This window comes from Emticicia oligotrophica DSM 17448 (assembly GCF_000263195.1).
GTDB classification, from domain to species: Bacteria; Bacteroidota; Bacteroidia; order Cytophagales; family Spirosomataceae; genus Emticicia; species Emticicia oligotrophica.
In genome coordinates, this window is the sequence record NC_018748.1 from 4049799 (window position 1) to 4071012 (window position 21214).

The window sequence follows — 21214 nt, forward strand, 5'->3', positions numbered from 1 at the left end:
TTCACAAATATAATAATTTATATACCATTCTATGAAAATTGATTGTAAAATTGTGTTTTTCTAAGAAATAGCTTTTTGTTACGATATTTTGTTTAGAGGTTTGTCTAAATATTTAAGAGAATGTTTGTATTTATAAATTAGAAAATTCATATTTGTGAAATTAACCTTAGGTCATTAATTATGAATAATTTGTTTAGAGCATTGAATGATGCAACTCGCCGTGAAATTTTAGAATTGTTGAAGGATGGTGATATGACAGCTGGAGAGATTGCCGATAAATTTGATATGAGTAAACCAAGTATCTCTCACCATTTAGATTTACTTCGTCAGGCTGATTTAGTTGCTTCGGTGAAGAAAGGTCAGTTTATTTTTTATTCATTGAATATGACAGTTATTGACGATATCATGGTTTGGTTCATGCAATTTAAGCCTTCAGCTCAAGCTGAAAAGCCAAGAATTCGTCTGCACGTTGGTAAAGAAGCCCAATAAATGTAGTTTTTGTATTTTTCAAATCTACACCGATGAAAAAGCAAATATTTTTTGAATTGCTCATCATTTCAATTTTGATGGTGCCATTTGCATATATTTATATGTATTGGCACCCAAAGTTTTCTTTGGAGCATCAGTCAAAACTCTTCTTTTATATTATTGCGGTCTGTTTCTTCTATATTATTCCGCTATTAATGCAATACTTAGATAGTAGAAAACCCAATGCAGATTTATTGGTAAGAAGTGCTAAAAGAATCAGACTCATTTGGACTGGTTATGTATCGGCTTTGGGGTTAATTTTATTCTATTATTTACTCAATGAATATGAGTACGATAAACCCCGTTTACTTGGCGTTGCTCTTTCATTGTTTTTGTTTGCAAGCGGAAATTTTAGGCAGAATATTCACCCAACGAGTATTTTTGCGGGAAATGGTATTTTCTCAAAATTCGCTATTTTAAGACCTTCTGATGAACAGCAAAATCGTAAAAATCAACGATTTACCGCTAAATTATTCTTTTGGGTTGGAATGGTGGGAACTCTCTTCTTTTTATACTTTAAAGATACTTTTCTTACTTCTTGGGGGCTTTTTTTCATTGGAATTGTAACTTTTTATGGAATTACGATTCGAATGATTCGAAGTGTAGTATAGTTATTATTTTAGCGTATTTTCAACTTCTTTTACGTCAGTTATTTTTTTCTCTCCTTGCCATTCAGCATAAATATATGTCGTGATTTCGGCAATATCAAGATTAGTCAATGAATGATTCGCTGGCATTGGTTGATTATACTTTTTACCCTTCACAACAATTTCGCCTGAAAGTCCATTTTTAATAATACTAATCACTTGAGATTTATCTTTTAAATATTCACTACCAACGATAGGAGGGTATAGCTCTTTGAAACCTGTACCATCTTTTTGGTGGCAGTTTGCACAGTTTTGTTCGTATAATTCTTTCCCGCCAATGTAATATTGTTCAAACTTAATTTTTTCTTCCGATTGACATGCCGAAAAAGTTATACTTGCTATGATAGCAACGAATATTTTTGAAAAGTATGTACGTAGACTTCTCAAGAGCAATAGCACTGATTTGAAAAAATCTTCATATTTATCGAAACTTCTATCTCTAATGGCGTATTTCATACGAAAATTTATTTTTCTTCATTTAGTAAAACATCCATGTCTTTTAACAGTTTTGTCACATCAGTTTCTTTAGTACCATCGTAAACGCCACGTACACGACGTTTAGTGTCAACCAAAATAAATGCTCCACTATGAATGATTCCACCCGCAGCAGTAGAATCTTCCCCTGCAGTGACATAATAAGATTTTTCCCCGATTTCGTAAATTTTTGATTTTTCTCCAGTGACGAAATTCCACATATTTCCACTAATGCCTAATCTTTTTGCAAATTCACGTAATACCTGCACTGAATCATGACGTGGGTCAATGCTGTGTGAAAGAATGCCCACTTTGGGGTTAGTTTTATATTTTTCATAAACCCTAAGCATTTGTTTTTTCATAACTGGACAAATGGTAGGGCAAGTAGTAAAGAAAAAATCGGTGACGTAAATTTTGCCTTCGTAGTTCTTGTTTGTGATGACGGCACTATCTTGATTTACGAATGAAAAATCTGGAATGGTATGATAAACAGAATCACCATTGATGAATTCACGTTCGCCTAAAATTGGAAGTTTACGAGAAGAATTATCACAAGAAAAAAGCGTGATAATACTAAAGATAAAAATTGTGCTTAAAAATAAGTTTTTCATGATATGATTAAAACTTGTAGAGTAGTTGAAACTCTACAAGTTTTTGGATTTAATCTAAAATTATTTCAAAAATTCTTCAGCTTGTTTTTTAGCATCGTTTGTTGATTGCTTGATTTTTTCGCCTTCAATTTTCAAATCAGTTAAAGCCTTTACTTTTTCTTCTCCATCTTTCATTTCGGCAGCTTCTCCTAATTTAGGCATCCATACTTCCATATCATTATAAGCTTTATCCAGTGCCGATGAAATATCCAAGGCTTTCGCTTTAAGGTTTGTATCTGCTTCTGCTTTTTTCATAACATTGGCTTTCAAATCTTCTAAATTCATGCTAATTGGCATGATTTCATCGTGTAATTTGAATGTTTCTTCCTTTAATTTAGCGGCCTCTTCGGCTGCTTTGTTTGAACATGCCAATGAAAATATAACGAGTAAAGCAATTAATATGTTTTTCATGTGTATTGATGTATTTAGTGCAGGAATTTTGTTTAATTTCCTACTTAGTGAGTATTTGTTAATTTAAAATATGATAGAGTGATAATCAGATTACGGATTAATTCCTAACATTTCTATCGCACTGTGAATGGCACTTTCTGATGGGTGTTCGCCGCCAATCATTTTGGCAATTTCAATAATACGTTCATCTTGACTCAATTGTTTCATGCGGCTAACCGTTTTGCTTGAAGAATTATCTTTATAAACATAGAAATGAGATGAACCTCTACCAGCAATTTGGTGTAAGTGCGTAATAGCAATTACTTGAATACTTTGTGCCATTTCTCGCATCATTTTTCCAACTTTTATAGCCACTTCGCCAGAAATACCTGTGTCAATTTCATCAAAGATAATGGTTGGGAGTGAACGCTTATCACCCAAAACGTATTTGATTGCTAACATTAAACGTGAAAACTCGCCACCCGAAGCTACATCTTTTAATTGGCGAGGAGTAATTCCTTTGTTGGCACTAAATAAAAAGTTTATTTGGTCAATTCCCTCATTATTTAGTTTGATGGTTTGATGCTGAATTTTGAGAGTTGAATTAGGCATACCTAATTCAATCAATAAACCAACTACACGTTTTTCAATTTCAACGAGCACTTTTTGACGAGCTTTTGAAAGATTTTCAGCAGCTTTAATGGCTACTTCGTAGGCTTTTTCTACACGTTCTTTGGCAGCGGCAAGATTTTCACTGAGATTCAGTACTTTGCTTACTTTTTCTTCTAAAATCGCTTGAATCTCTAATAATTCACCATTAGATTTTACTGCATGTTTTTGTTGAAGTTTGTAGAGGAGATTTAGTCTATCTTGAATTCCTGAAATTTTCTCACTATCTAATTCAATCCCTTCTTCCTCTGATTCAATATCTCTTGAAACATCCTTTAATTCAACCAAACAACTCTGGATTCTATCTTTATATTGCTGATAGTCAGGAGAATAGCTTGAAATTGGGTTAAGTGTGCTTACCGTAGCTTGAAGGTTAGATAGTATTGATTGTTCAGAATTATTCAAATATTCGAAAGCAGTTTTCAAGCGAAGTTTTACTTCTTCTGCATGCTCTAAAATATTGAGTTCTTGCTCTAATTGCTCTTGCTCGTTGGGGTCGAGTTTAGCTTTTAGTAACTCTTCTAATTGAAAATTATTGAAATCAAATTCTTTTTTATTTTGGTCAGCTTCTACCTGCAATTGTTGGTAAGCATCTTGCAGTTTTTTGTAGGTTCGGTACTTTTCTTGATACTCAACCAATTTATCATGGCATTGGGCATATGTATCTACAATTTGTAATTGATATTCATTCGAACCTAGCAAGATTGAATCATGCTGAGAATGGATATCCATCAATTGAGATGAAATCTTTCGAAGTGTTTCGAGCGTTACTGGGGTGTCGTTGATAAAAGCCCTTGATTTACCACTTGGAGCGATTTCACGACGAACGATGCAAGAACTTTCAAAATCAAGTTCTTCTTCCTCGAAAATGTTTTTTATATAGAAGCCTTCCATATCAAAAGTGCCTTCAATGATACATTTTTCTGAGTCGTTATATAGTGTTTTTGTATCGGCTCTATTGCCCAATAATAAACCAATAGCACCAAGCATAATTGATTTACCGGCACCAGTTTCGCCTGTAATTATATTAAAGTGAGCATCTGGATTGAATTCAAGATGTTCAATAAGAGCATAGTTTTTAATCAATAAATGTGAAAGCATGAAAATCTGGCTTTATATGCATGATTAGGCTTTAACGCACTTTCTGTTATGAAAAATAAAAACCTATTTTTAAGTGTGACAAATTTAGATTGATTTTTATGAATCGAAGTATAAATAAGAATGATTTTTTTGTAAAATCTTTCTCCTTGAAATTTTAACAATGCGAAGTGCATTTTTGTTGCACGCTTGTCTAATAACTAGTTGTATCTACGGCAGTATCAGTTTGGGCTGCTAATGAATCTACTGAGAATGTTCCTTTGGTTTTTCGCATGGTATAATGCGTGAAATCTTGGTCAGCTTCCATCCCAATGCCATGAAGTTCTTCTTTAGGAGTTTTAATTGTAAATTTCTTATCCGTATATACTTTCTTTTGCACCGGCGACCATATCAGCAAATCAGTTGAAAGGCTCTGTTGTTGAACTCTATTAAAGAAAAATACATTACCCATTACTTTGTAAATGCCCGATTGTCTTTCAAATCGGCCAGAATCTCCTCTGAGTGAAGAATATTCTACTCCTGTACGGTCGTAAAATGTTACATAAACTGCTTTTGGATAAACTTCATCTTCATTTTGGAATTTGAGTTGGCGTGCAGTGGTTAATTTTACTTTAGTATACCCAGAATCGCTGAATGCAACTACTAAATTGTCAGTTGACATCAACGGACCATTGTATTGTACTCTGATACTTTTTTTCTTTTTTTCTTCACAAGAAATAGCCATGAAGGTAAATAATAAAAGTATTAGGCTTACAATAAAATGTTGTATGTTTTTCAAACGACCATTCATCATTCAACTAAATTTATTTTAAAATCAAACGTGGCACGCTTGAAAAACAGGCGTGCCACGTTTAGAATACCTATTAGCAATTAATCTATTTTAGGTTTCAAGAACCAACGAGTATCCATTAAAGAGAAGCCTAATGATATTTTAATGTAATTTTCTTTAACCAAACCAGCACCACTTACCCCTCTATTGCCTACCGCTAAAGCTAAGTCGATATAGCTTACACTTCTGTACGCCAATGGGGTTGAGAGACCAAGCGAGAAACTATTATCAGTAATCTGTGTTCCATTAACCAAATAAGGCGTTTTGATTTGTTGGAAACCAGCACGATAGAAAACTTGATTGAAATATTTGGTAGAAGTATATTTTGGTAAGTATTCTACACCAAAAGCAATTCTTTCACTTTTTGTTAGGTTTTTATCGGTTCTTCCATCAAATGTTAAATACTTTGTCCAATCTTGACGGCTATATTCAGCAGAAAATACCCATTTATAAGGGCTTTCAAGACTGATTCCTAGTGCATATCTTGAAGGAAGTGTCATTCCTCCAGTTGAAATGCCAAGAGTATCAACTTTTTTTATGAGTGCTGGGCCATTACCCGAATCATAAAGTGTAGAGAATGTACGAATTCGATCACCATTTAATTTGCTTTGTAGCTCATAAGTTCCTCCAACATTAAGATTCCATTTGTCTGTCAATTTCTGTTGGAAAGCAAAACCTGTTTTTAGAGCAAATCCACCAACCGACATACGGTCTGAATATCTCAAAAATACATCATCAGCAGCTACTAAGAGTTTTGTAGTTGTATCTCTACGGAAACTACCAAAATAAAAGCCAGTTTCTACGCCTAAGTATAGTTTTTTACCTACTAAAAATCCGTTAGACCAAGCAGCTTTTGAAAGACCACCTAAGCCTTTGTAAGTTTGGCTAACAGTTTGGTCACTTCCAGTAATGGTTTGCGTAATTCTAGCCTCGTGTTCAACCCCAGAATATGGCTGAAGACTAATCGCAGTAGTCCACTTTGTTTTTACAGGAAAAGCCAAGGTAATGTGGCTAAGATTCATACCAAAATCTGTCTGTGAAAGAGTACCATTCGATAAAGTTTTATACTGACCTCTCAAGCCAGTATTAAACGCTACGTAGCGGTTTTTAGCCAATAAGGCTGGATTTATTGTATTAATGATAATACCATTACTAAAACTAAGACCTGTTCCACCCATTGCTTCATTAGCAATTGCACTGCCTGAATAAATATCGCCAATACCTAGGGCCGAATACGGTGAATTACCATAAAGGCGAGACTCTTTTTGTGCGAATGTTTGGTTGATGCCTAATAAACTGATAATCAGGTAAGCAGTTAGGTTAATTTTTTTCAACATTGTATTGTAAAATTCTGTTCAAACCTATTAAGGTCAAATTTGAGATATGCTCAATCGAAAATTGGGGTTCTGAGTTTTTGTTTTTTATGTCAATTCCAAAATCAAGTGCAAAGGTCGGCTTTTTTATTTGACTTTCAAAGAAACTTGCATCACCACCACATAATATCACTTTTCTAATCCCTTTTTCTGAGTACTTTTCAATCATTCCGTTCACCTCAGCAATGATTCCATTGATGACACCACTTTCGATACAAGCTTTGGTGTTTTTACCAACTAATTCAGGAATTTCTCTTGCTTCAACGAAGGGTAGTCTTTTTGTAAACGTATGAAGTGCCTTAAATCGTATTCGCATCCCCGGAGAAATTATGCCACCTTCAAATGCTCCTAATGCCGATACATAATCATATTTGATGGCCGTACCCATATCAATTATTAGCACATCTTGTTTTGGAAAAAGAAAATTAGCTCCAACGGCTGCTGCTAATCTATCTGAACCCAATGTTTGAGGTGTATCATAATGTTTAGCAATCGGTATTGGCGTTTCAGTAGTCAAATAAAGTTTATTCACTGAAACTTTATCAAAGATAAGTTCTAATTCTTGCTGAGATTTAGTAACAGATGAAATGAGTACATTTTTAACATTATTTAATAAAATAAGTGCTTCAATCTCCTCTAAAGTCAACCCTCTTTTTATTTCGATTAGATTATTATCTTTAAAAAATCCTGCCTTAGCGGTTGTATTACCGATGTCAACGACTGCATTCATTTTATTTTGGTTTGCATCGAATAAATTCAATTATTCCTTTGTTTTACTCCTTAAAGCTGTTTTTCTACGAATATTTGAAGGACGTTTGGTCATTTCCACTGGGTATCCTAATAAATCTCTTATTACAACCGAGGCACAAACACCACCAAAAGCCGCTGGTAAATAAGAAATCGTTCCATAGGCAGAGCGTTTGAAATTAGAGCCATCTGTTAAAATTAGCGATTCTTTCATCACGGGTTCAATCGAAAAAACAGCTTTGATTCCTTTTTCGATACCCATTTTTTTGCCGCGTTTTCTAACATAATGAGCAAATAAACATTCATAAGTGTCAAACAAATCGGTGACTCTTAACTTTGTAGGGTCTAATTTCCCTCCGGCACCCATCGAACTTACAATTCTTTGTCCACTTGCATAAGCGGTAGAAAGTAGGGTAAGTTTCGGTGTAACACTATCAATACAATCCATGACATAAGAATATTTTGTTTCAAGGATTTCTTTACATTTATCAGGCGTTAGAAATTCTTTTACAACATGTAATTTTAATTCAGGATTGATAGCCAACAAGCGTTCGGCCATAATTTCTGCTTTTGATTCGCCATGATTGGTTGCCAAAGCAGGTAACTGACGATTGCGGTTAGTTGGGTCAACAACATCACCATCAACGATAGTCATCTCACCCACACCTGAGCGACAAATAAATTCTGCGGCAAATGAACCCACTCCTCCTAATCCTACAACTAATACATGGGCATTTTGAAGTTGGTCGATTCCTTCTTTACCAACTAATAATTCTGAACGTGATAGCCAAGCGGGCATTTAATTTTAAGTTTTGGTTATTTTTCAAACAGTGGTGCGTTATTATTGGCATATTTCCGAATAATTTGCAAAAATAGCATCTTCGAGCTTATCTAATGGCATTTTTAGAATAAAAGATGCCTTTTCATAGATTTCTTGAATAGAAACATCTTTATCATCAGTTTCTAAAAATAATTTTTCAATAGGAATATTGGGCAATAAGTGAGCAGCATTCGAATTATCATTTAGAATAGCTGAACCCAAAGAAAGGTAAAATCCTCTTTCAAGAACTGCTTGAGCGATATGGAAATTATTGTTGAAACCATGAATAATCATAGGTACTTTGGGCCTAACAATTTTTTTAATTGAAACAAGCTCATTGAAACATTTTACACAATGAATAATAAGTGGCTTTTTTACATCTTCTGCAACTCTAATCTGTTTGATAAATATTTCTTCCTGTAAGGGTAATGGACAACCTTTTAATCTATCCAATCCACACTCTCCAATTAGCTTAATGTCTTTATAGTTAGCTAATTGTCGAAGTTTTTCAATTTGCGATTTATGATTGCTTTCATTGATATACCAAGGGTGAATTCCAGTGGATAACCAAGTATTAGGGGTTTCGTCACTCGGAAAAACCTCTAACTCTTCTTCAGAGGCAGGAATGATAAGGTTATAAATAATTTGCTCGTTGGCTTGTTTATCAGTTTGATGCGTATGTATATTTATGAGCATAAAGCTAATTTTATTTGAGTTTAGAATTTGTCATTGAATAGAGAATTTATCATTCGAAAGACAAAACCGTAGCTACAAATATAATTTATGGTTTTTAAGAATCTTCATAATAAACAGATTTTAGCATGAATATAAAGTGTATTCCTTTTTATGAATTGAGTTTGGATGAATTGTATGAGATAATGGTACTTCGCCAAGAAATATTTATTGTTGAACAAAACTGCCCGTTTGTTGATGCTGATGGGAAAGACCAATTAGCATGGCATTTAATGATTAGAGATGAAAACAATAAATTAGCAGCTTACACCCGTCTTTTTGATAAAAATGTTTATTATGAAGGATATACTTCTATTGGCAGAGTTGTTACGTCGGCCCATGCACGTGGTTCTGGAATTGGCAAGTTTCTCATGAAAAATTCGATTGAAAAAACTATTGAATTATTTGGTAATGAGGCAATTAAGATAGGAGCTCAAAGCTATTTAATAAAATTTTATCAATCTTTAGGCTTTGAGCTCACTGGAAACGATTACATTGAAGATGGAATTCCTCATACCTATATGATAAGGCCGGTAGAGAAGCGTCATCAATAAATTAAAGATTTATTGATGTACCAATTTCTTGCTTATTCGTTTATTATTTGATTCGATTATTAAAATCTTTTCTCCGCTTACTATATCATTTTCAGGCAATTCAATATGAAATTCATTATCACCGATTTTTAAGAATTCGTTGCCTTCAAAAATGATATTCCCAAGCATATCTATTAGTTTGATAGATGCTTTTTCGGCGTATTGTGATTGAATATTAATATTTATCCGTTCTAAAAATGGATTAGGAAATGCTCTAATATTCATTTCAGTTAATGCAGGTTCACTGTCGGTAATAGCAAAATCAGTTTTGATATTATTATCAAGCCATTGGAGCCTTTGTGTCAAGAAATTTTGTAGTTCTATAACCTCTTGTTCCCAACTTCCAGCGTATGGAGAAGGTTGAGGCCAAACATATGTACCTAAAATAGGCCATTTCTGGAAGTTTCTTTTGATGGGTTCCTGTAATGCAGAAGCCAAAGAATCAATTTGTTGTTTTAGGTAAGAATCACGTAAAGCACCGTATTTTCGATGAAAACCATATTCTTGTCCGAGTTCTTTGACAAAGGCAGAATCACCTAACATTCTTTCCCACCAAAATGGTACTTGCCAAAAATCGGTTGGACATACGTAGTTGAATCTATATGAAAAACCGTAGGGAGAATCTCCTTCACAGTAATTAGCATTTCCGTAGGTAATATCGTAGTCCCACGGTGGACCAGCTTTTATTTTACCTCCTTTGCTATCTTTATCCTTGTAGAAAAAAGTACTTATTCGGTAGCCATCTACGTTTTTGGAAACTTCGTTCAATAAAAATAATTGAATAAATGAGCGTGTATCAATGTATTTTCTATATCCATCGGTTTTATCTCGATAGTTATCTGCTTGTAAGGCCGTTTCTGCTTTATCAACGTAGTTTCTTAAATAAGCTCTTTGTTCAGCAGTAATAGTTTTGGGGTATTCGTATAAAAAAGTAGTAAAATTATTCGGTGCATTATAGTTAGGGAATTTAGATCGCCAACTTCCGAGTGTAGAACCAGTAGTTTTATCAGCTTTGAAAATATAACCGCCAGTAATATCATCGCCAGAAATATCTGTTTCTTTTAATTTGGCAATATCTACACGCCCTTCCGAACGCTTTATTTTCTCCATGAATACATAAACGCCCATATAGACATTATTTATCACTACTTCTACATACTCTGTTCGTGAAGCATATAAACCCATTGCACGAGCAACCCGCATGGTGAGTACATTGTGCATGAAGCTTTTTTCGTTATATGAAGCGAATAAAATCCAATCAGATTCTTTAGGCATTCCTAAAAATGGAAATTCGATAGATTCTGATTTATCATTCCAAAGCTCTATTCCTAATCCTTTTTTGGGAAATGTCTGTGATGAGGAACCCCGATATTCAATTCCTGCAAATCCATCATAATGAGGTTTGTCATTGACACTATTCGTTTTACCAAAACCATTGAAATAAATTTTGAAATCAGTTTTTATTTTTGGTTCATCTGTTATCTGAAATCCATTGGTATTTATAACAATAATTGGTAAGGTTGAAGTTGTAAGAAATTGTGCTTTACTATTAAAAATTGCTAATGTAAAGCATAATAATAATAGTTTTTTCATAAGTTTAATGGGTATTTTTTGTGCTGGATTAATACCTAAGTGTTTCTACTCTAAGTGTAGGGCCTATATCTTTTCTTGATTCTAAAGATTTTTGAATAGCACTAGGCACATTAGAGAGAAAATCGAAACCCGTAATAGATTCTAAATCGTCAATACTCAATCTATATTCTCCCCATTTTGTGCCACCAACACTTTCTTTATTTGGAATATTTACTGCAATTACACGTGTTTGGGTATCTACTCTGGTGAGGTCATTACTGCCCACTGGTAATATTAAAATTACTTTCCAAAAAGATTCGGGTACGACGACTTTGCCATTTTCAAGTGTGCTGGTTTTGCCTCCATTGCTACCAGTTCCACCTTTGCCATACACACCAGCAACGATGTAAAGTTCATTTCCTGCTGAAGCAATTTTTCGGCAATAGTCTTCTAAATCAGCCCATAAGCCTCTATTACTGCTTGGAGCTTGTGGAGCAATGTTGGTCATTAAAAAAGTTTCGTCATTATCTTCATAGCTGCCATCGCGGTCATCAGATGGACAAAGATGGCCTCTGTCGAAACCTGAATTTGTATAATCTCCGGTTTGTACTCGGTACCAACTACTTGGAAGCTCATTATCGGCTCTAAAATTATTTGTTCGTTCGGTGTTTCCTTTCCAAGCGGTGCTTAAGTGCCAACTTACCCAATTGGCGGTGCCTTTACTTCGATTATATGATAGAGTATAGCCTTTTTTTATCATCAAATAGTTATTGTCATCTTTAGAATCAGCATTGCTCGGATTTCCCATCGCTAAATTATCATCGCGAGTAGGTGTGGTAGAATTTGTTTGTTTTTCTCCATTAGAGGTAATAACTAAATCATCAATATTCAAGCGATTGGCACCACCAGAAATTTTACGAATTTCAATTCTAATTTTACCTGATTCATTGATGTTAAAAGCGGTTGTAGAAAGTTTATTCCCAGTAGTTTTTTGGGTACTTCCCAATTTATTCCAAGAACTGCCACTATTTTTTGATAAGTATAATTCCCATTCAGAATCACCATCTCCATTATAAGCACCGTATGAAATATTAATATCTTTTACACCATAAATATCATAGTTCATTCGTACAAATCCAGTTTCTCTGATTCTAATGGCTTTCGATTCGTTTTTTGTGTCATTAGCAGTAGTACCAATCAAAGCATCTTCAAAATACCATACGCCTCCTGATAATTCAACATTTCCTGCTGTATAGCTACTTTTTGAAGCATTTTCTAATCCTTCGGGGAAACCATTGATATAGCTTGTTCCTTTTGGAGTAATGGTTGAGATACAGGAGCTAACAAAAATTGATAGAACTAATAAATAAGAAGAAAATTTAATTTTATGAGACATGTAGTTGAGAATTGTATTTAAGATTGTAAATGTACTAAATTTTATTAGCGAATAGAAAACGAAAAATAGCTCTTAATTAGTGAGTAAATAACAAAAACAGCGAGACCACTGGTCCCGCTGTTTATTTTTCATAAAAACTGTGTTTGTTTATTTATTTGGATTCAATGCATTTTCAATTCTTTGTAAAACGTCTTGTAAATGATACTTACTCATCTTATCAGTAGTAAGTGGTAAAGCTAATTTAATGTCGCTTTTTAACATTTCCAAATGTGCTCTTGCAATTGAAGGCAAATCAGTTTTCTTGAGGTCAACCATTCTACTTTCAAAACCATAGGACGCACCTTGTGGAATATATGAAGTAGTTGTCATGCCAGGGTTAAGTAATGAAGCAACCTTCTCAACAAATACTTTTTGTAAGTTACGACGATAAATGTCGATAGCTTTTTTAGATTTCAGTTCTGACCAGATGCTTGAGCGTAAATCAGTCATTAATTCATCTAAATTGTAATTAGCTGAGCTTGATGAGCCAGTTTCCATTAATCTTACAGCACGATCACCTGCCAATAAATTATTTAAAGTAGCTTCCTGAATTGATTTGATTGCCTCAACGCCTGTTTCAGGATTAATTTTATTTAAAATATTTCTGTCTAATAACCATGTTGGCGTTTCAAACACTTGTCTGTTTAAGAAAGAAACGGCATCTTTTTGAGTAGCTCTTGGAACAACCTCATATACCGAGCCTTCCATATCATAAGTTTTAGGCGTATCATAAATACCACCCACGTTTTTAGTTACGTGGCCGATATAGCGACGATACTGTCCGACTACGTTTGCATACAGTTCAGCCAATTCTTTATAAGTTTCACCATTTTCTTTGCTCCATTCTGGAAGATTCGGTAAAATTCTTTGTAAGTTTTTGATACCATAATCAGAAGCCTTCATGGCGTTATCACTTAAATCTTCAGTTTGATAACGAGGGTCAAATGGACTAATTTCTGTGCCAAAACGCTTACGTGGGTCTTTGATAGCTTCTTTCGTTAGTTGGTTTAGGATAGATTTTTCTTCAGTAGCACTTTTGGCATCGGCAAAGAATTTATAAGCCCATTGAATAGCCCAAATATCATAGTCACCAATTCTTGGGAAGAAATCAGTTACACCATCTTCAGGTTGTGCTACGTAGTTAAAACGAGCATAGTCCATGATTGAAGAAGTATGACCATTTTTGGCTACCCAATCTTTATCACGTAGTTTTTCAACTGGAGTGGCAGAACTTGCACCCATATTGTGGCGTAAACCAATAGTGTGGCCTACTTCGTGTGAAGATACAAATCGAATTAATTGACCCATCAATTCATCATCAAATGTTTTCTTTCTTGAACGTGGGTCTGAAGCAGCCGTTTGAATTAAATACCAGTTACGCAATAAACGCATAACATTATGATACCAACCGATATGGCTTTCTAAAATTTCACCACTTCTTGGGTCATGTACGTTTGGCCCATAAGCATTTTGAATATCAGCAGCAAAATATCTAATTACCGAAAAACGAGCATCTTCTAAACTCAAGCTATCTTTTTCGCTCAAATATTCACCACGAATAGCATTTTTCCAACCAGCTTTCTCAAAAGCTACTTGCCAATCATCTACACCAGCTTTTAAGTATTTTTGCCATTTTTTAGGGGTTGCGGGGTCAATGTAATAGATAATTGGTTTTTTAGGTTCAATTAATTCTCCACGTTTTTGGCGTTCAGCATCTTCTTGATTTTTTGGTTCAAGTCTCCATCTTACAGTAAAAACTTCTTTGTCTGATTGTTGAGATTCTTCACCAAAAGTAGAATATTGATTCGCAAAATATCCTACACGCGGGTCGAAATAACGCTTACGCATAGGTGTTTTTGGCAGAATTATCATCGAAGTATTAAACTCCATCGTAACTACACCGGCATCACGCGATGCTGGTAAATAATTACCAATTTGTGGAATTGGAGCCAACGAAACACTTGGTGGAACTACGCTGAAAGTCTTGGTAGTACGAATTTCAGTATTGATTGGATATGAACGAATATGTTGGATAAACGAACGGTCTGGTTGGATTGCCGCAATTTTTAATAATTGCTTATTAACTGGGTCAAGAGAAAAGACTTGGTTATCACCCTTGAAAAAGTCAGTTACTTCAATTACCGATGAAGTATCTTTTCTCAATGCCTTAATATCAAATACACCAATAATTGGGTCTGCACTTGAATTAAGAACTGATTTGAAAATCGGTTTTGTGCTATCAGGGCTGGCAATAATTAATGAGATTGAACGCAAGAAAAGTTTGTTTTCTGGTCCTTTTTCCCATCTAACAACTTGACGATTAACTTCTTCGCCACCAAAAATGCCACCACCTGCTGCTGTTTTTGAGTAACGAGTAACGGTCATGATGTCGCGACCCATGAGGGTATCCGCAATTTCGAAGAAATATTTATCATCAACTTTATGTACCGTCATTAAGCCTTTGCTAGTCTTGGCTTTGTCGGTAATTACTTCTTTGTAAGACTTTGGCCCTGCCTTGGGCATTTCGGCAGGTTTCGCTGGTGCTGCAGGAGCCGGGGTTGAAGGTTTGGTCTCTTCTGATTTTTTTTCGTCTTTTTTCTGAGCATTAGCTCCTAAAGCAATACTCAAAGCTAAAGAACTTAAAAAAGTAAACTTTAATAATTTCATAGATTTGTTTTTGTAGTTGAAGAATATTATGCGTAAAACTAAGGAAAAATGAATCAATCAAGTATAAACTTATGATGAACGGATAAGAGAAAAAGACAAATTGTCATTTTTTATCGAAGTTTACACCATTTTATAAACCAAAACCCGGAAATTTTGTTAGAATTAGATTTGAAAATATTTTTATTTTTTTTCATGCTTGATGTAACCCTCGAATTAAGAAAGAAGAAATACAAAACTATTAAATATAAAAACCGCCGCCTTTTATATCATAAAGGCGGCGGTTTTTATTTAGGTAAACCAATTAAAGCAAATTGGTTTTTATTAATTTTATGGAAATCGCAATTAATATCATTCCGAATACTTTTCGTAAAATATCTGCTCCAGTTGGCCCAAGAATTTTTTCAAGTTGTTGAGAAGTTCGTAAAACGATATATACCACTACTAAGTTTAATAAGATACCAACTACAATATTCTCCTCCTGATAGGCCGCTTTCAGTGAAATAATGGTTGTCATTGTTCCTGCCCCAGCAATTATCGGGAAAGCTAAAGGCACTATTGAGGTGGCTTTACTGTTGGTTGTTTCATGTTTAAAAATACTCCTACCTAAAATCATCTCGAAACCAATGAGAAATAAAATTAATGCACCCGCAATCGCAAAAGATTTTACATCCACACCGAATAAACTCAAGATACTTATACCTAAGTATAAATAAGTTATCATGAGACCTCCAGCAACTAAAGTGGCTTGTTCGGCATGAATGCCACCCGCTTTTTTCCGTAAATCAATGATAATAGGAATAGCTCCTAAAATATCAATTACTGAAAATAAGATGATTGAAACTGAGATGATTTCTTTAAAAACGAAGTTCATTGGCGTAGTAAGGCTTTTAGTTTATCAAATTCCCAATTCTCAATGGCAGGAAAGTTTGCGATTCTGAATGTTGTGTCTTTCCATTGACCATATCCATTACCCAAAATTATATTATTTTCTTTAGCTTTTTCCTTGATAGAAGAAATTTCACTATTTGAGCCCTCTATGGCGATGACTGTGGAAGAACGCACGGAATCATTTTTAACTAAAAGCTTAAGCTTGGTTTCTTCCTCAATAAAATTATAAAAATCTTGGGCTCTGGCTTGAATTTGTTGGTTCACAAGTGAGGTATTATTCACTTGTTGCATTACTCTATGCAAAAGAAATATGCCTAAGATATTAGGTGTATAATGTGTTTGTAGTTTTTTAAAGTTTTCACGAATAAATAATAGACTGTTGTAATATTTTTTGTCGCCGATTTCTTTGGCTCGTTTGATTGCTTTTGGGGAACAAATTATTAAACCCATGCCTGCGGGAAGTCCCAAGCATTTTTGTACAGAAGCTAACCAAATATCACCGTTTTGCCATTCAAGTTCTATTCCACCTAGTGAAGAAGTTACGTCAACGGCAATGACTGCTTCTGCTTTTAAACTTTTCAAAAACTCATTTGAGATTTGCGTAGCATTTGATGTCTCATTTTGAGTGATGCATATTACGTCAGCATCCCGGGGAATGAAATTATTAGCTGCTAAGGATTGGAAATCAAAGCTTTGTTTGGTGGTTTGTTTGACAATTCGTGAGGCATATTCATGCCATTTTTGTCCGAAAGCACCGTTGTAAATATGATGGCTATGATTGATTGTAAATGATTGGCTTATAATTTCCCAACATTCGGTTGCCGAAGAAGTAAAAAAAACTTCATAATCTTCGGGGATATTTAATTTAAACTTGAATTCTGATATACATTTTTCTAACATTTCCATAAAAGGAGCACTTCGGTGATTTTGACTCAAAATTCCCGATGTTACGGCTTCTTGAAGGTAAGTGGCAATCTGTGGATACACTTTCGATGGCCCAGGATAAAATGTTATCATGAATTTGTATTTAATAAGGAAATTAAAAAGCCATTTCCTTTCTATTCTTGCTTTTAGTTTTTATTGAAGAAATAAGTTTTTAAATCTCTTTCAAGTTCGGCAGCAGTCACAATCTTTATATTTCCATCAATGGCAAGAGAAATTTTCCCATTTTCTTCCGAAATACAAATGGCAGCAGCATCGGTAGCTTCTGAAATTCCAAGTGCCGCACGATGTCGGAAACCATAGTTTGAGGGTAAGTCGTCGTTGTTGGCAATAGGCAAAATGCAGTGAGCAGCCATAATCCTATTGTTATTGATGATGATAGCACCATCATTCAATAAACTGTATTGGCTAAATAACGATAAAATAAGTTTTTTGGATAATACAGCATCAATAGAATCTCCTGATTCAGTAAATTTTGATAAATCGTCTTCTTTTTGAATTACAATAATACCACCAGTGAATTCGCTCGACATAGTTTTGGCAGAATCTACGATGGTTTTTAATGGGAAACTATCATCTAAAGGAACTTCAGTGCCCATTATATTAGCAAAAATCTGATTATTCGTAAGGGTAGTTGATTTGCCAATCAGGAGTAAAAATCTGCGTATTTCTTGTTGGAATAATACGATTAAGGCAATCGCTCCAACGCCCATGAAATATTCTAAAATTCGAGTAAGTAACTCTAAACCAATAGCTTTAACGATTAGATAGAATAAGTAAATAAGTAAATAGCCCGTAAAAACTCTACTCGCTACACTTCCTCTAACTAGTTTGTATATATAATATAATAAGAATGCTACAAGTGTAATATCTAAAATATCAGTCCACTTTATTTCTAAGAATCCGATTTGCATGAGAGAATTTCATTTTGTATTCAAACTCGGTTTCAAAATATACCTGAAATCCTGAGTTTTCGTAAAAGCGTTTGGCTTTTGGATTGTTTTTTAATACTTGTAATTCAATTCCTTTCGACTTTTGTTCTCCTTCTTCAATAACTTTTTTGAGTATTCTACTACCAAGACCAAGATTTTGAAAGTCTTTTTGAATTTGAATATTTATAATTTCGAATGAATGATTTTTTTCTTCTACTTCCAGATAACCAATTGTTTGATTTTTATACTCAACCATTTGGATAAATGCGGAATCAAAATATTTACGATGAGATTCTATTTCTGTTGAATACAACTCTTCGCTATATTCTTTATACGCATCTTGCTCTATTTCGAAAGTCAAATCAGCATCTTTTTGAGTAGCTTTTCTGAAAAAAATGTCCATTTTATCTTGGCTTGATGAATGAATAATATGATAAAATGAATTGTCAGTTTTTCAGAGAAATCATTTTAGTGCAAAATAAATACTTTTTTGTGGTATGTTTAAGGCATCTGAGGCTAATTTGTTGGATATTCCTTAAATTGAATACATGAAGGATGTAAAATCTTCGTATTATCACTAAGCTTTTTCAAAAGACCGGTTTGTTGATTTCTCCTAAAAACCACAATATTATCAGAACTTTGGTTCGCCACAATGACAAAATTTCCAGTGGGGTCTATATTAAAATTTCTTGGTGTTTCACCATAGGTAGATTCATGTCCAATTAACTCAATTTGTCCATTTTTTTTGATTTTAAAAATAGCAATGGTATTTTCCACTCGGTTGCTCACATAAAGAAATTTGCCATCGGGCGAAGGATGAATATCAGCACTACTATAAATATCCGCTTTTTTTTGATTGGCCATCGTTCTTTGAAGCTCAGTAAGTTTACCATTTTGATATTGGTAGACTACTATATTTCCACCCATTTCTTCAATTAAATAAGCAAACTTTTTATTGGGATGAAATGCTAGATGACGTGGTCCTGCTCCCGCGGATACTTTTACTGTAAGTTCTTCTCTTGGAATTAAGGGTTTATTTTTGTTAAAATCAAATTGAAAAACCCTTATTTGGTCTGTTCCTAAATCTGGTAAGAATAAATAATCATGATTCGGCGAAAGAATCCCAGAGTGAATATGAGGTTTTTCTTGGCGTTCTTTATTAATACTCGAACCATTGAACGGAAAACTTTGTACAAATTGATTTAAACTACCATCGGTGTTGATAGGGAGAACCGTTACATTTCCTTCCCCATAATTGGCTGAAATAACAAATTTCTGAGATTGATGAATGCTCACATAAACAGGGTTTTCACCATTTGCCGATTGCTTGTTGATTAGTTTTAAACTACCATTAGAGGCATTGATAGCAAATGCACTGATATTTCCATGTTGAGGCAACTTAGTTTCTGTACATGAATATAGGTATTTACCATCTGGCGAAACATTCAAAAAGGAAGGATTAACCAAGTTTTCTTCGTGACTCAATAACCTTATTTCACCATTTTTTTTATTGAGTTCATAAACGTAGATTCCATTGTTAGGTTTTCCATCGGTATATGAACCAATAAACATCAGCGTTTTCTTTTGGGCAAAAGTTTGATTAATGCACAAAAGTAAGAGTATAATTAATTTTATTTGCTTCATTATTTAATGAGAAAGAGACCGTTTTTTTATCATTCCACCTTTGGTATCTTTGATACTATTCATAACCACAAAGGCATTTGACTCGATTTTTTGAATTTCAGTATTTAATTTATTTACTTCCAAACGAGTTATTACAGTGTATATGATATCGACATTCTGCGTTTCTCCACTTTTTCCAAACCCTTTTTTTCCACTATATACCGTTACACCACGTCCCATTACATTAATAATCATTTGTCTAATTTCCTCACTATGTGATGAGATAATAGTTACGCCTGTATATTCATCAATGCCTTCTACTATAAAATCAAGTGTTTTTGAGGCAGATAAATAGGTAATCATTGAGTAAAGTGCAATTTCAACCGATAAGAAATAGGCAGCGGCTGAAAAAATTAAAATGTTAATGATGATAATAATATCTCCAAGCGTTGTTCCAAATTTTCTACTTAGATAAATGGCTAAAACTTCAGTTCCATCAATTACAGCCCCACCTCTTACCGATAAACCGATGCCTGCTCCGAGGAAAAAACCACCAAAAATTGATACTAAAAGATTATCTTGAGTTACATCGGGAAAGTGAACAGTGGCTACGCATAATGCCAAGCCAGAAATGGCTAAAGCGGTTTTGATGGCAAATACCTTACCTACCGTTTTATAACCTAAAAAAATGAAGGGAATATTGATACAAACAAGTAGTAGTGGTAGTGGAATTTTAGTAATCGCAGAAATTAATAGTGAAATGCCTGTTGCACCACCATCTATAAAATGATTAGTTAGTAAGAAGCCTTTAAACCCAAAAGAAGCAGAGAAAATGCCCGCAGTAATGAGTATAAAATCTTTGAAGTAGCGTGTAATTAAAATCTTTAATTCTCTGTAACCTTTTGCAAGTTTATAATCAGAAAATTTTTCGTTTGTTTTTCGTTTGTTGAGAATAGTTTGTGTGATAATTTTTTTCCAAAGTGAATTCATAAGCAATTTTTTGATTTTATGTTTTTAAATCAGCTTTACGTTTACGCAAGAAATTCGTATAGCGTTTGTCTGTTGGGTATTTTCTATTGGGGGTTAAATTGTTGAAAATCAAAGCAACAGTCAATAGAATTAGCGTGCCTACCAAAACGGGTGATAGCACATACCAAAAACCCAAATTTTTAACTTTATCTGTACCTATAATAGCAATTAGTGCCGCAGCTCCGCCCGGAGGATGTAGGGTTTTGGTTATTTGCATAACTACAATTGATAGCGAAACAGCTAAGGGGGCATTTATCCAAAGGATATTTGGCATTATTTTATAAACTGTTACTCCAATTGTTGCTGACAAAACATGACCCAAAACCAAATTTCTTGGCTGTGCAAGTGGACTTTGAATTGCACCAAAAATTAATACACTTGATGCTCCAAATGAACCAATCAAGAAGATAGAATCTATCTCTGATAAAGTTCTACTTTGAATAAATGCGATGATAGCGATACCAATAAAAGAGCCGACAAATGAGTAAATATGTTCTTTGGTATCGACTAATGTTTCACGATAAACGACATACTTTGTCATTCTGAAACCACGTTTAAGCCTGTTTTTTACCATTA

At 34.2% G+C, this 21214-nt stretch carries 22 protein-coding genes; 3 read left to right on the forward strand and 19 right to left on the reverse strand.

What is annotated here, in order from left to right; all coding sequences use genetic code 11:
- The first annotated feature begins 180 nt into the window (after positions 1 to 180).
- On the forward strand, positions 181 to 489 hold the full coding sequence (locus EMTOL_RS16765) for an autorepressor SdpR family transcription factor (RefSeq protein ID WP_015030504.1): 309 nt from the start codon (positions 181 to 183) through the stop codon (positions 487 to 489).
- Positions 490 to 521: 32 nt separating this feature from the next.
- Positions 522 to 1139, forward strand: coding sequence for a hypothetical protein (locus tag EMTOL_RS16770; RefSeq protein ID WP_015030505.1), 618 nt, complete (start codon positions 522 to 524; stop codon positions 1137 to 1139).
- Between the two features lie 3 nt (positions 1140 to 1142).
- On the opposite strand, the gene EMTOL_RS16775 is transcribed toward EMTOL_RS16770, so the two are convergent.
- The 9 genes from EMTOL_RS16775 to EMTOL_RS16815 form a co-directional block, all read right to left on the reverse strand.
- A complete protein-coding gene (locus EMTOL_RS16775) occupies positions 1143 to 1631 on the reverse strand; it encodes a c-type cytochrome (protein WP_015030506.1) in 489 nt (162 codons plus the stop codon).
- Positions 1632 to 1639: 8 nt separating this feature from the next.
- Complete coding sequence (locus EMTOL_RS16780) at positions 1640 to 2260, reverse strand: SCO family protein (RefSeq protein ID WP_015030507.1); 621 nt, start codon at positions 2258 to 2260, stop codon at positions 1640 to 1642.
- A 60-nt stretch (positions 2261 to 2320) separates the two neighbouring features.
- Positions 2321 to 2710 carry a hypothetical protein gene (locus tag EMTOL_RS16785; protein WP_015030508.1) on the reverse strand — a complete coding sequence of 130 codons (390 nt, stop codon included), beginning with the start codon at positions 2708 to 2710 and terminating at the stop codon, positions 2321 to 2323.
- A gap of 90 nt (positions 2711 to 2800) precedes the next feature.
- On the reverse strand, positions 2801 to 4459 hold the full coding sequence (gene recN / locus EMTOL_RS16790) for a DNA repair protein RecN (protein WP_015030509.1): 1659 nt from the start codon (positions 4457 to 4459) through the stop codon (positions 2801 to 2803).
- A gap of 190 nt (positions 4460 to 4649) precedes the next feature.
- On the reverse strand, positions 4650 to 5249 hold the full coding sequence (gene lptC, locus EMTOL_RS16795; protein ID WP_015030510.1) for an LPS export ABC transporter periplasmic protein LptC: 600 nt from the start codon (positions 5247 to 5249) through the stop codon (positions 4650 to 4652).
- Between the two features lie 77 nt (positions 5250 to 5326).
- Complete coding sequence (bamG, locus tag EMTOL_RS16800) at positions 5327 to 6622, reverse strand: BamG family beta-barrel-assembly machinery protein (RefSeq protein WP_015030511.1); 1296 nt, start codon at positions 6620 to 6622, stop codon at positions 5327 to 5329.
- The gene (locus EMTOL_RS16805; RefSeq protein WP_015030512.1) at positions 6606 to 7388 is read right to left on the reverse strand and encodes a type III pantothenate kinase; all 783 of its coding nucleotides are present in this window, start codon (positions 7386 to 7388) and stop codon (positions 6606 to 6608) included. Before EMTOL_RS16805 ends, bamG begins: the two co-directional genes overlap by 17 nt.
- A gap of 30 nt (positions 7389 to 7418) precedes the next feature.
- On the reverse strand, positions 7419 to 8204 hold the full coding sequence (locus tag EMTOL_RS16810) for a tRNA threonylcarbamoyladenosine dehydratase (RefSeq protein ID WP_015030513.1): 786 nt from the start codon (positions 8202 to 8204) through the stop codon (positions 7419 to 7421).
- Positions 8205 to 8246: 42 nt separating this feature from the next.
- Complete coding sequence (locus tag EMTOL_RS16815) at positions 8247 to 8921, reverse strand: TatD family hydrolase (protein ID WP_015030514.1); 675 nt, start codon at positions 8919 to 8921, stop codon at positions 8247 to 8249.
- A 125-nt stretch (positions 8922 to 9046) separates the two neighbouring features.
- Between EMTOL_RS16815 and EMTOL_RS16820 the strand changes: the two genes are divergently transcribed.
- A complete protein-coding gene (locus EMTOL_RS16820) occupies positions 9047 to 9511 on the forward strand; it encodes a GNAT family N-acetyltransferase (protein WP_015030515.1) in 465 nt (154 codons plus the stop codon).
- Positions 9512 to 9520: 9 nt separating this feature from the next.
- On the opposite strand, the gene EMTOL_RS16825 is transcribed toward EMTOL_RS16820, so the two are convergent.
- From EMTOL_RS16825 to EMTOL_RS16870, 10 genes are all read right to left on the reverse strand, one after another.
- Positions 9521 to 11143, reverse strand: a complete 1623-nt coding sequence (locus EMTOL_RS16825; RefSeq protein ID WP_015030516.1) for a CotH kinase family protein — start codon at positions 11141 to 11143, stop codon at positions 9521 to 9523.
- Positions 11144 to 11171: 28 nt separating this feature from the next.
- Entirely contained in the window at positions 11172 to 12518 is a 1347-nt protein-coding gene (locus tag EMTOL_RS16830) for a DNA/RNA non-specific endonuclease (RefSeq protein WP_015030517.1), read from the reverse strand.
- A gap of 147 nt (positions 12519 to 12665) precedes the next feature.
- On the reverse strand, positions 12666 to 15224 hold the full coding sequence (locus tag EMTOL_RS16835) for a zinc-dependent metalloprotease (RefSeq protein ID WP_015030518.1): 2559 nt from the start codon (positions 15222 to 15224) through the stop codon (positions 12666 to 12668).
- Between the two features lie 301 nt (positions 15225 to 15525).
- Positions 15526 to 16095 (reverse strand): MarC family protein, encoded by a 570-nt coding sequence (locus tag EMTOL_RS16840; protein WP_015030519.1) that lies wholly within the window; start codon positions 16093 to 16095, stop codon positions 15526 to 15528.
- Entirely contained in the window at positions 16092 to 17129 is a 1038-nt protein-coding gene (locus tag EMTOL_RS16845) for an aminotransferase class V-fold PLP-dependent enzyme (protein ID WP_015030520.1), read from the reverse strand. The genes EMTOL_RS16840 and EMTOL_RS16845 overlap by 4 nt, the downstream gene beginning before the upstream one ends.
- A gap of 53 nt (positions 17130 to 17182) precedes the next feature.
- Positions 17183 to 17968: a diadenylate cyclase CdaA gene (gene cdaA, locus EMTOL_RS16850; RefSeq protein WP_015030521.1), complete on the reverse strand. Its 786-nt coding sequence runs from the start codon at positions 17966 to 17968 to the stop codon at positions 17183 to 17185.
- The gene (locus tag EMTOL_RS21930; protein ID WP_015030522.1) at positions 17934 to 18389 is read right to left on the reverse strand and encodes a GNAT family N-acetyltransferase; all 456 of its coding nucleotides are present in this window, start codon (positions 18387 to 18389) and stop codon (positions 17934 to 17936) included. Before EMTOL_RS21930 ends, cdaA begins: the two co-directional genes overlap by 35 nt.
- A gap of 113 nt (positions 18390 to 18502) precedes the next feature.
- Positions 18503 to 19630 (reverse strand): lactonase family protein, encoded by a 1128-nt coding sequence (locus EMTOL_RS16860; RefSeq protein ID WP_015030523.1) that lies wholly within the window; start codon positions 19628 to 19630, stop codon positions 18503 to 18505.
- 3 nt (positions 19631 to 19633) lie between these two features.
- Positions 19634 to 20599 carry a YitT family protein gene (locus tag EMTOL_RS16865; protein WP_015030524.1) on the reverse strand — a complete coding sequence of 322 codons (966 nt, stop codon included), beginning with the start codon at positions 20597 to 20599 and terminating at the stop codon, positions 19634 to 19636.
- A 16-nt stretch (positions 20600 to 20615) separates the two neighbouring features.
- A complete protein-coding gene (locus EMTOL_RS16870; protein WP_015030525.1) occupies positions 20616 to 21212 on the reverse strand; it encodes an HPP family protein in 597 nt (198 codons plus the stop codon).
- Positions 21213 to 21214 lie beyond the last annotated feature (2 nt).

Excerpts from the sequence above, each read along its gene's own strand:
- EMTOL_RS16765 (WP_015030504.1), top strand. The coding sequence starts at position 181 with ATGAATAATTTGTTTAGAGCATTGAATGATGCAACTCGCCGTGAAATT.
- EMTOL_RS16770 (WP_015030505.1), top strand. The coding sequence starts at position 522 with ATGAAAAAGCAAATATTTTTTGAATTGCTCATCATTTCAATTTTGATG.
- EMTOL_RS16775 (WP_015030506.1), bottom strand. The coding sequence starts at position 1,631 with ATGAAATACGCCATTAGAGATAGAAGTTTCGATAAATATGAAGATTTT.
- EMTOL_RS16780 (WP_015030507.1), bottom strand. The coding sequence starts at position 2,260 with ATGAAAAACTTATTTTTAAGCACAATTTTTATCTTTAGTATTATCACG.
- EMTOL_RS16785 (WP_015030508.1), bottom strand. The coding sequence starts at position 2,710 with ATGAAAAACATATTAATTGCTTTACTCGTTATATTTTCATTGGCATGT.
- recN (WP_015030509.1), bottom strand. The coding sequence starts at position 4,459 with ATGCTTTCACATTTATTGATTAAAAACTATGCTCTTATTGAACATCTT.
- lptC (WP_015030510.1), bottom strand. The coding sequence starts at position 5,249 with ATGATGAATGGTCGTTTGAAAAACATACAACATTTTATTGTAAGCCTA.
- bamG (WP_015030511.1), bottom strand. The coding sequence starts at position 6,622 with ATGTTGAAAAAAATTAACCTAACTGCTTACCTGATTATCAGTTTATTA.
- EMTOL_RS16805 (WP_015030512.1), bottom strand. The coding sequence starts at position 7,388 with ATGAATGCAGTCGTTGACATCGGTAATACAACCGCTAAGGCAGGATTT.
- EMTOL_RS16810 (WP_015030513.1), bottom strand. The coding sequence starts at position 8,204 with ATGCCCGCTTGGCTATCACGTTCAGAATTATTAGTTGGTAAAGAAGGA.
- EMTOL_RS16815 (WP_015030514.1), bottom strand. The coding sequence starts at position 8,921 with ATGCTCATAAATATACATACGCATCAAACTGATAAACAAGCCAACGAG.
- EMTOL_RS16820 (WP_015030515.1), top strand. The coding sequence starts at position 9,047 with ATGAATATAAAGTGTATTCCTTTTTATGAATTGAGTTTGGATGAATTG.
- EMTOL_RS16825 (WP_015030516.1), bottom strand. The coding sequence starts at position 11,143 with ATGAAAAAACTATTATTATTATGCTTTACATTAGCAATTTTTAATAGT.
- EMTOL_RS16830 (WP_015030517.1), bottom strand. The coding sequence starts at position 12,518 with ATGTCTCATAAAATTAAATTTTCTTCTTATTTATTAGTTCTATCAATT.
- EMTOL_RS16835 (WP_015030518.1), bottom strand. The coding sequence starts at position 15,224 with ATGAAATTATTAAAGTTTACTTTTTTAAGTTCTTTAGCTTTGAGTATT.
- EMTOL_RS16840 (WP_015030519.1), bottom strand. The coding sequence starts at position 16,095 with ATGAACTTCGTTTTTAAAGAAATCATCTCAGTTTCAATCATCTTATTT.
- EMTOL_RS16845 (WP_015030520.1), bottom strand. The coding sequence starts at position 17,129 with ATGATAACATTTTATCCTGGGCCATCGAAAGTGTATCCACAGATTGCC.
- cdaA (WP_015030521.1), bottom strand. The coding sequence starts at position 17,968 with ATGCAAATCGGATTCTTAGAAATAAAGTGGACTGATATTTTAGATATT.
- EMTOL_RS21930 (WP_015030522.1), bottom strand. The coding sequence starts at position 18,389 with ATGGACATTTTTTTCAGAAAAGCTACTCAAAAAGATGCTGATTTGACT.
- EMTOL_RS16860 (WP_015030523.1), bottom strand. The coding sequence starts at position 19,630 with ATGAAGCAAATAAAATTAATTATACTCTTACTTTTGTGCATTAATCAA.
- EMTOL_RS16865 (WP_015030524.1), bottom strand. The coding sequence starts at position 20,599 with ATGAATTCACTTTGGAAAAAAATTATCACACAAACTATTCTCAACAAA.
- EMTOL_RS16870 (WP_015030525.1), bottom strand. The coding sequence starts at position 21,212 with ATGGTAAAAAACAGGCTTAAACGTGGTTTCAGAATGACAAAGTATGTC.